9 protein-coding genes are annotated in these 6,506 nt (G+C 69.0%); 2 read left to right on the top strand and 7 right to left on the bottom strand.

Annotation, left to right across the window (positions count from 1 at the left end; genetic code table 11):
• Positions 1–117: 117 nt before the first annotated feature.
• From VGD93_RS03900 to VGD93_RS03880, 5 genes are read right to left on the bottom strand one after another with little or no spacing between them, the layout of a single operon-like run.
• Complete coding sequence (locus tag VGD93_RS03900; RefSeq protein ID WP_395009380.1) at positions 118–822, bottom strand: fumarylacetoacetate hydrolase family protein; 705 nt, start codon at positions 820–822, stop codon at positions 118–120.
• On the bottom strand, positions 819–1,574 hold the full coding sequence (locus VGD93_RS03895; RefSeq protein WP_395009378.1) for an ABC transporter permease: 756 nt from the start codon (positions 1,572–1,574) through the stop codon (positions 819–821). Before VGD93_RS03895 ends, VGD93_RS03900 begins: the two co-directional genes overlap by 4 nt.
• 6 nt (positions 1,575–1,580) lie before the next feature.
• On the bottom strand, positions 1,581–2,384 hold the full coding sequence (locus tag VGD93_RS03890) for an ABC transporter ATP-binding protein (protein ID WP_395009382.1): 804 nt from the start codon (positions 2,382–2,384) through the stop codon (positions 1,581–1,583).
• Positions 2,384–3,205, bottom strand: coding sequence for an ABC transporter permease (locus tag VGD93_RS03885; protein WP_395009376.1), 822 nt, complete (start codon positions 3,203–3,205; stop codon positions 2,384–2,386). The genes VGD93_RS03890 and VGD93_RS03885 overlap by 1 nt, the downstream gene beginning before the upstream one ends.
• Positions 3,206–3,219: 14 nt before the next feature.
• Entirely contained in the window at positions 3,220–4,215 is a 996-nt protein-coding gene (locus VGD93_RS03880; protein ID WP_395009374.1) for an ABC transporter substrate-binding protein, read from the bottom strand.
• A gap of 101 nt (positions 4,216–4,316) precedes the next feature.
• Between VGD93_RS03880 and VGD93_RS03875 the strand changes: the two genes are divergently transcribed.
• On the top strand, positions 4,317–5,066 hold the full coding sequence (locus tag VGD93_RS03875; protein WP_395009372.1) for a FadR/GntR family transcriptional regulator: 750 nt from the start codon (positions 4,317–4,319) through the stop codon (positions 5,064–5,066).
• A gap of 85 nt (positions 5,067–5,151) precedes the next feature.
• A complete protein-coding gene (locus VGD93_RS03870) occupies positions 5,152–5,589 on the top strand; it encodes a DUF3775 domain-containing protein (protein WP_395009370.1) in 438 nt (145 codons plus the stop codon).
• Positions 5,590–5,596: 7 nt separating this feature from the next.
• Here VGD93_RS03870 and VGD93_RS03865 read toward each other — a convergent pair whose 3' ends face one another.
• Both VGD93_RS03865 and VGD93_RS03860 read right to left on the bottom strand, forming a co-directional pair.
• Positions 5,597–5,842, bottom strand: a complete 246-nt coding sequence (locus VGD93_RS03865) for an acyl carrier protein (RefSeq protein WP_395009368.1) — start codon at positions 5,840–5,842, stop codon at positions 5,597–5,599.
• Positions 5,839–6,506, bottom strand: a 668-nt coding sequence (locus tag VGD93_RS03860; protein ID WP_395009366.1) for a 2-oxo acid dehydrogenase subunit E2, incomplete at its 5' end; no start/stop codon positions are given. The genes VGD93_RS03860 and VGD93_RS03865, both read right to left, overlap by 4 nt.

Here is a 6,506-nt window from a genome sequence, read left to right as displayed (position 1 = left end):
ACGGTGTCGCGCATCAGCCGGCGCAGTTCGCCATGGCGCATCGCCTCGCGGTCGGGGGCGGCGATGGCGGGCGCGTCGTCCGCCCCCGCCACCGGGCGCGCGACGAGGTCGGCCGCCTCAGACAACGCGGACCTCCAGGTCGCCGACGCCGTCGACATGGCCGTGCAGGCGGTCGCCGCGCTGCACCGGGCCGACGCCGGCCGGCGTCCCCGACATGATGATGTCGCCGGGGCTGAGCGTGAACAGGCCCGACAGATAGCTGATCATCTCGGGCACCTTCCAGATGAGCTGGTTGAGATTGCCCGATTGCCGGCGCTGGCCGTTGACGTCGAGCCACACCTCGCCCTCGGTCGGATGCCCGATCGTGCTCGCCGGCACCAGCGGCGAGCACGGAGCCGAGGCCTCGAAGGCCTTGCCCACTTCCCACGGGCGCCCCATGTCCTTGGCCTTGCCCTGCAGGTCGCGCCGCGTCATGTCGAGCCCGACGCCGTAGCCGTAGACGCAGTCCAGCGCCCGCTCGAGCGGGATGTCCTTGCCGCCGCTCTTCAGCGCCACGACCATCTCGATCTCGTGATGCACGTCGGATGAGGCCGGGGGATAGGGGAACTCGCCGGAGGTCACGATGTTGTCGGGGTTCTTCTGGAAGAAGAACGGCGGCTCCTTGTCCGGGTCGTGCCCCATCTCCACCGCATGGGCCGCGTAGTTGCGGCCGACGCAATAGACCCGGCGCACCGGGAACAACCCGGTCGTACCCGCGACGGGCAGGGTGGCAATGGCTGGGGGCGCAACGACATATTGTGCCCCGGTGGTCTGCAAGTTCATCCTCGTTCTCCTGCGTAGAATTCCACTCTTGTCTCGAGCCGCTCGATCAGGGCGCCGACGACGATCGCAAAGGCGAACAGCATCAGCGTCAGGGCCCAGAACTGTGTCATCCGGAAATTGCGCGAAAAGGCCTCGAACAGCGCCCCGTAGCCGACGATGGCGACGAGCAGCTGGCCGATGACCACCCCCTTGACCCCGCGGATCACGCCGAGGCGGATGCCGGCGAGGATCTCGGGCAGCGCGGCGAAGAAGATCACCTTGCCGAACAGGGCCGGCGGCGAGGCGCCATAGGAGCGCGCCATCTCGATCAGCGAGGGGGTGATGTGGCGGACGCCGGCGCGCGTGTCGAGCACGACGATCCACACCGAGAACAGGAACACGGCGGCGATGATCGTCGCCTCGCCGAAGCCGAACAGGATCATCAGCACCGGCACCAGCGCCGACAGCGGCGCGCTCGAGAAGATGTTGACCCACATGCCCAGCAGGGCGTCGGCGGCCCTGACCCGCCCCATGAGGATGCCGAGCGGGATGCCGGCGCCGATGGCGAGGGCGAGGCCGATGACGAAGGCGCGCAGCGTTGTGACCGTGGCGCTCTGCCAACCGGGCTGCTGCACCAGGTCCACCGCGGCGACCAGCACGTCGCTGAGCGGGGGCAGGATGAAGACCACGCCCAGCCGCCCCAGGATCTCCCACAGTACCCCCCACAGCAGCAGCGATGCCATCATGGGGACCCGATAGCCGAAAATCTTCATGGCCGCTCAATCCACATATTGCTTGAGGCCCTGCCAGATCTCCTCGACCGTATCGAGATAGCCCTGGTCGCGGCGGATGGCGTCCGGGTCGCCTGTGCGGTCGATGGCCGGCTCGATGATGCGCGACACGCGCCCCGGGCGCGGCGACAGCAGCACGATGCGGTCGGAGATGTAGACCGCCTCCTCGATCGAATGGGTGACGAAGATGAAGGTCTTGTTCTCGGTGGCGCGCAAGCGGATCAGGTCCTCCTGGAACTTGCGCCGGTTCTGCTCGTCCACCGCCGAGAACGGCTCGTCGAGCAGCAGCACGTCGGCGTCGACGCACAGCGCCCGCGCCAGCCCCACGCGCTGGCGCATGCCGCCGGAGAGCTCGTGCGGATATTTCTGCTCGAAGCCGGCGAGGCCGACTTCGCCGATATAGTGGCGCGCAATGCGGTCGCGCTCGGCCCGCTGCATGCCGCGCAATTCGAGCCCGAAGGCGACGTTGCGCTCGACCGTGGCCCAGGGCAGCAGCGCGAAGTCCTGGAACACGAAGGCCCGCTCCGGCCCCGGCGCCCGCACCGGCCGGCCATCGACGGTGATGCTGCCGGCATCGGGGCGGATCAGCCCGGCGATGATCTTGAGCAGCGTGGTCTTGCCGCAGCCGCTCGGGCCCAGCAGGCTGGTCAGCTGGCCGCGCGGGAAGTCGAGGTCGATGCCGCGCAGGGCCTCGACCGCCCCGTAGAACTTGCTGACGCCGCGCACGGCGACGATGGCGTCGGTGGCATCGGCGGCGGCCTGCAGGCCGATCGGCGCCGTGGCGATGTTCATCATCTGCCTCTCTTTTCCGGTCTGAAGATTTGCGTCTCGAGCCACTGCAGCGCGACGAGGGTGAGCGTCGACAGCGCGATGATCGAGGCGATGGTGGCGTACATCTCGGCATAGCCGGCGCGCGAGCGGTGGTAGGTGATGAGGTCGCCGATGCCCGTCGGGGTGATGAGCAGCTCGGCCAGCACCACGCCGACGAACCCGGCCGCGACCCCGAGGCGCAGCCCGGCGAAGATCACCGGGCTGGCGTCGGGCAGCACGATCTTGAAGATCTCCTGTCGCTTGTTGCCCAGGAACGAGCGGCACATGGTCAGCAGCGAGGCGTTGACGTTGCGCACGGCCTTGTAGGTGTTGAGCACGATGACCGGCAGCGCGAGGATCATGACCGCCAGCGTCTTGGCGGTGATGCCGATGCCGTAGACGAAGGTGACCAGCGGGATGAAGGCCGCCACCGGTGCCGCCTGCAGGACGATGAAGACCGGGATCAGCAGCCACTCCCCCGGCCGCCACAGCCCGCACAGCGTGCCGACGCCGACGCCGATGAAGGTCGACAGCACGACGCCCAGCACCAGCGGCTGCAGCGTCGACAGATACGCCTTGAACAGGCTGCCGTCGGCCATCAGCCCGAACAACGCCGCCACCGTGCTCGAGAAGGTCGGAAAGGCGAAACTCACCGGGATGCGCCCGGCGATCTCCCAGATCGCCGCGAACAGCGCGATGGACACGAGGCGCACGACCACCCCGTGGCCATGGCGCGCCACGCGCCGGGCGGAGGCCCCGCCTGCCGGCAGGACCTCCTCGATGTCAGGCTGGATCGAGGTCATGCGCCCTGCCCGGCCTACCTGGCGCCGAGCTTGGCGACGGCCCGGTCGAGCGGCGCGAGGTCCCAGAAATCCTCGACCTTGAGGCTGGCGACGTCGCCCTCGATCTGCCCGGCGAGCGAGAAGAAGGCGAAGTCGTCGGCCGCCGCGTCGGCCCCGCCGCCGTTGAGCGCGAGCGCCCCGGCCTCGGCCGTCTCGGTATAGTACGCGGTGATCTCGGCATCGGCTTCGGCGCCAAGCTCAGGCAGCAAATTGTACTTCTTGCGCAGCTCGACGGCGACGGCCGGGTTGTCGGTGATCTCGCGCGCCGTGGCCAGCAGTTCCTCCACCAGGATGTCGACGTCGGCGGCGCCGCTCTGCAGGTACGCCTCGGTGGCGAACAGCGCTTCGTCGCTGGCGCTCAGGTTCTCGACCGGCAGCACGATGAACTTGCCCGGCGCCTCCGCTTCCAGCGCCCGGCGGTTGGCCGCGTCGACGATCGACGCCTTGATCGTGCCCTGGATGAGCGCGTTGCGCCGCACTTCCGAGCCCGGCACGTAGCTGACGGTGCCGTAGCTGATGCCGTGGTTCTTGGCCATCAGCAGCATCACCGCTTCCGTGCCCGAACCGCGCGCCTGCACGGCAATGTCCTGCCCGTTGAGGTCTTCCCAGGTCTTGTAGACCTCGCTGTTGACCACCGGGAAGAAGCGCAGCGTCGAGATCTGCGCGAAGATCCGGATGGGGACGCCCGCCTTCTGGATCAGGGTGTAGGGAGCACCGATGCCGACGTCGGCCTGGCCGCCGACGATGGCCTGGGCGGCCAGGTCCTCGTCGTTGAGGATGATGAGGTCCACGTTCACGCCACGCTCCTTGGCGCGCTCGATGGCGGCGAGCGTCTGGATGGATTCGATCCCCGGCAGGTCGCCGAAGGCGATCCGCATGTTCCCGGCCTGCGCTGCCGTCGCGCCCACGACCCCGCTCAGCAGCGTGACGATGGCGGCACCCAGAATCGTACGTCTGGACATACCCAGCATTGGTCCCTCCTCCCATGGTTCTTGTAACCAATGGCTTTATTGGTTAAAGCTTGATCCTGGATTGGTCAAGGCGAAATGGCGGCCGCCGCCGGTTGACCGTCATGGCGTTTGCGACTATCAGCGGCCGGCTCGAAGGGGTGAGGAAACTGTCCGGACAGGCTGACAGGATCGGGGACGGCGGGCATGCGGCTCTCGTGCAGCTGCAGGCCTATCTGGCGCAGACGGACCCGGCCGCCGGCAGCCGCCTGCCGGCCGAACGCGAATTGTGCGAGACGCTCGGCGTCACCCGCGGCGACCTGCGCAAGGCGCTGGCGGTGCTCGAGAAGGACGGCCGCATCTGGCGCCATGTCGGCAAAGGTACGTTCATTGGTCAGCGCCCGGCCGAGGAGACCATCGACATTTCCGGGATCGCCGGGCGCTCCAATCCGGCGGACGTGATGCGCGCCCGGCTCATCCTCGAGCCCGAGATCGCGCGCGAGGCGGCCTTGCACGCCACCCTCGACGACATCGCGGCGATGCGGCTTTCCATCGCCCAGACGCGCGCCGCCGCCACCTGGCGCCAATACGAGAACTTCGACAACCTGCTGCACCGCCAGATCGCCCAGGCCAGCCGCAATACCCTGCTCTTGGGCCTGTTCGACGTGCTCAACGCCGTGCGCCGGGCCGTCGTCTGGGGCCGGCTGCGCGCCGACGGGAGCCGCCCGCCTGCGGGCCACCACAGCTTCGCCGACCACGAGCGCATCGTCGATTCCATCGCCGAGCGCGACCTTGCCGGCGCCGCCGCGGCGATGCGGGCGCACCTGCAGCAGGTCGAGGAGCGCCTCATCCCGCTGCGCCCGGCCGCCGAGTAGACGCCACGGCGGGTGCTTGACCTGGGTCAAGGACGCCGCAGCGGGCGCGCCCGACGATCGCAGGCGTCAACCGGGAGTTCGCACCATGCCAGAGCCCGAAGGCGGCCCGGACCTGCCGGACCTCACCATCTCCCCCGAAACCGTGTGCAACATCATCATGCTGGCGCGGGAATTCGACGTGAAGGACGAGCCCAGCGAGGCCGACCCCGGCTCCAATCCCACCGACGACCGCGCCATGGCGGTGCTCGAGGCGCATGCGGACGACACGGTCGAGGAGGAACTGACCGGCGCCATCGCCGGGCTCGACCTCGACGAGCAGATCGACCTCGTCGCGCTCGCCTGGCTCGGCCGCGAGGAGCACGGGCCCGAGGACTGGGCCGAGATTCGCGCCGAGGCCGCCGCGGCTCACAACGCCCGTACCGCCGCCTATCTGCGCGGCATGCCGCTGCTCGCCGACTACCTGGCCGAGGGGCTGTCGATCCTCGGCCATTCCTGCGAGGACTTCGAAGCCGCCCATCTCTAGCGGCGCTTCAGGGAACCTGTTCGCCGAGGTAGGCCACCGCCGCGGCGAAACTGCCGAGGCGCGGATAGTCGGCATCCGGGATGGGGATGCCGAAGCGCTTGTTGAGCGCCGTGACCAGGTTGAGGAAATCCATGGAATCGATGTCGAACTGCTCGCGCAGGTCGGCCTCGCGGTCGATGCCGGCGACGTCGACATCGGGCGCGATGCGGCGGAGTTCCTGGGTCAGGGCGGCTTCGGCCTCGGTCGCGTTCATAGTGCCTCCGCGGATTGCAGCAGCGTGTCGATGGCGGCGAGGAACAGCGCCCCGCGGTGGCCGTCGCTGACGCGGTGGTCGCCGGCCAGCGTCATCGAGACGACGCGGCGGACCCCGAGCATGCCGTCGACCGCCCACGGGCGCAGGACCGGCATGCCGACGCCGACGATCGCCACCTGCGGCGGATAGATGACGCCATAGAGCGTCTCGACGCCGCGCTCGCCCAGGCTCGAGACGGTGATGGTCGGATCGGACAGTTTCGAGGCCCTGAACCGCCCCGCCCGCACGCGCGCCACGAGGTCGCGCATCGCCGCCATCAACGCGTCGAGCGACAACTGGTCGCTGTCGTGGATGGCGGGGGCGACGAGCCCGGTGCCGCGGATGTTGATGGCCACGCCGGCGTGCACTGCCGCACTGGGGGTGAAGGCCCCGGCCTCGAAATGGCCGCTGAACTCGGGGTATTTCTTCGCCGCGAGCGAAACCGCCTTGAGGAACAGCGCCCCGAGCAGCAGCCGACCTGCCGGTTCGCGCCGCTCGTTATACCTGGCCACGAAGGCCTCTGCCGCCGTGAGGTCGATGGTGTGCGCCAGGTAATAGTGCGGAATCTCGCGCTTCGAGCGCGCCATGGCCGCGGCGATCGCCGCCCGCATGCCGGTCAAGGCCT

The organism is Devosia sp. (assembly GCF_036406155.1).
Taxonomy (GTDB): Bacteria; Pseudomonadota; Alphaproteobacteria; order Rhizobiales; family Devosiaceae; genus Devosia_A.
The sequence above is the reverse complement of the archived record's forward strand: the minus strand, read 5'-3'. Positions and strand labels throughout refer to the sequence as shown.

What these genes read in the sequence shown, in the direction of transcription:
- VGD93_RS03900 (WP_395009380.1), bottom strand. Translation starts at nt 822, where the DNA reads ATGAACTTGCAGACCACCGGGGCACAATATGTCGTTGCGCCCCCAGCC.
- VGD93_RS03895 (WP_395009378.1), bottom strand. Translation starts at nt 1,574, where the DNA reads ATGAAGATTTTCGGCTATCGGGTCCCCATGATGGCATCGCTGCTGCTG.
- VGD93_RS03890 (WP_395009382.1), bottom strand. Translation starts at nt 2,384, where the DNA reads ATGAACATCGCCACGGCGCCGATCGGCCTGCAGGCCGCCGCCGATGCC.
- VGD93_RS03885 (WP_395009376.1), bottom strand. Translation starts at nt 3,205, where the DNA reads ATGACCTCGATCCAGCCTGACATCGAGGAGGTCCTGCCGGCAGGCGGG.
- VGD93_RS03880 (WP_395009374.1), bottom strand. Translation starts at nt 4,215, where the DNA reads ATGCTGGGTATGTCCAGACGTACGATTCTGGGTGCCGCCATCGTCACG.
- VGD93_RS03875 (WP_395009372.1), top strand. Translation starts at nt 4,317, where the DNA reads ATGGCGTTTGCGACTATCAGCGGCCGGCTCGAAGGGGTGAGGAAACTG.
- VGD93_RS03870 (WP_395009370.1), top strand. Translation starts at nt 5,152, where the DNA reads ATGCCAGAGCCCGAAGGCGGCCCGGACCTGCCGGACCTCACCATCTCC.
- VGD93_RS03865 (WP_395009368.1), bottom strand. Translation starts at nt 5,842, where the DNA reads ATGAACGCGACCGAGGCCGAAGCCGCCCTGACCCAGGAACTCCGCCGC.